Source organism: Empedobacter sp. GD03861, assembly GCF_029840885.1.
GTDB lineage: Bacteria > Bacteroidota > Bacteroidia > Flavobacteriales > Weeksellaceae > Empedobacter > Empedobacter falsenii_B.
The window spans coordinates 1-1,770 of record NZ_JAOCDJ010000081.1 but is presented as its reverse complement, the minus strand read 5'-3'; the positions used below and the strand labels follow the sequence as shown (position 1 = coordinate 1,770).

Here is a 1,770-nt window from a genome sequence, read left to right as displayed (position 1 = left end):
ATCATTATATTTGAATGAATAATGAGGCGTTCATTAAAACTGAAGTAGTGTTGAAAATTTGAAGTATATAGGGGTGTAGGAATACAAATACAACGGCAAAGAACTACAAGAGGAATTAGGTCTTAACTGGACTGCTATGGACTTCAGAAATTATGACGCTTCAATAGGAAGGTTTTTTAATATGGATAAACTATCAGAAGGAGCTCCAATGCATACCCCATATCGTTTCGCATTTAATAACCCTGTTTATTTTTCTGATCCAACTGGATTATTTGAACAAGGTTTTGAAACTTGTCCTACTTGCCCAAATAAACCAGAATTTAAACCCTATATTGATGATCCGAACAATGAATATGTTTATGACCCTGAAACAAATTCTGTAAGTGAAGTAATTCAACTTCAGGAAACTAATATTTATACTACCCAAAATAACTCTTTGACATATTTTGGATATTTAAACGATGGAATTGGTGCGTATGGATCAAATTTAGCAAATACAACATATAAAGGAGGTTCATTTGCTTTATGGAATGGTCCGACAGGAAGAACATTTGATGGTATAAGAATTAATGAAGTAAAGTATAGATATACGGCTACAAATACTGGGTTTAATAGATATACAGGTAAAGGTATAAAACTATCTAAAGTTATGACTAAAGGAAGTTTAGTTGGGTCTATTATTTTACAAGTTCCCCAAGTGGTTGAAGGTTTTGAGAAAGGTACAGATGAAGGAATAAAACAAACAGGAGGTGGTGTTGGTTCTGTATTAGGTGGTATGTTAGGAGGAGCAACTGCTGGACTTATAGTAGGATCAGAAACGGGTCCTGGAGCTCTTATTACAGGCTTTTTAGGTGCAGTCGTTGGAGGAGTAGTAGGTGAAGAAACAATGGAATTTTATTTAGATAAAGCTATGACTCCTTTGACACCTGATCAAAAAAATCAACAAACACAAAAATTAATTCAAAGTAGTCAAACAGTATCAGGACCATTAAAATACTAGTAGTAATGAGTGAAATAATAATAGAGAAAAGTAACGAAAAAATAATTGGATTAATCTTATTTTTTATATTATCTAATATATTGTCAATCTTTATGATTTTTAACTCAAATTTCTTTGTTTCTAAATTTATTCAAAATGATATTTTAATTTTTATTGGAGGAATAATAGGTTTTATATATACGTTTGCTATGGTTATCACTCATATAATACTATTATTAAACAAAGAAAAAGGTATTATATTAACTAATTTTGGAATAACAGATAATTCTAATTATGAAAGTCTGGGATATATTAAATGGGACGATATTTCTCACATAAAAACTGTTAAAACATATTCCGGTGAATATTTAGAATTATCAATTAAAAATAAAAAAAATTACATAATAAATAATAATATAAGTCTTTTAAAAAGACTTCTTATTGTTATGAATAATTGGCATCCAAATGAAACTATAATTTTAAATTCTAGAAAACTAAACTGTACTTTTCAAGAGTTAGAGGCTTCAGTTATTACAAAATGGGAAAAAAGAGATAATTAGATTAGTTGGTCTACTCCAAGGTAATGTTCAAATGTGTTATTTTTACACAACGTATAATTCACTATAACACAAAAGGCAAACGTTTGTTTGCCTTTTGTTATTTTATAAAGTAGCTAGATTTTTAACGTATAATTTTTTAAATTTATCGACATAAGTTCTTTGAGTTTGTTTTAGAAGAAAACAATTATTATCCATTTGGGTTAAAACATAGTGGATACAACAATACCAATC

The 1,770-nt window shown here is 28.9% G+C and carries 1 protein-coding gene and 1 pseudogene; both read left to right on the top strand.

Annotated elements, in window-relative coordinates:
• Positions 1–94: 94 nt before the first annotated feature.
• Positions 95–1,000 (top strand): annotated as a pseudogene (locus tag N5D03_RS14770) (RHS repeat-associated core domain-containing protein); the annotation flags it as partial.
• A 5-nt stretch (positions 1,001–1,005) separates the two neighbouring features.
• Positions 1,006–1,539 carry an STM3941 family protein gene (locus N5D03_RS14765; protein ID WP_280052099.1) on the top strand — a complete coding sequence of 178 codons (534 nt, stop codon included), beginning with the start codon at positions 1,006–1,008 and terminating at the stop codon, positions 1,537–1,539.
• Positions 1,540–1,770: the final 231 nt, after the last annotated feature.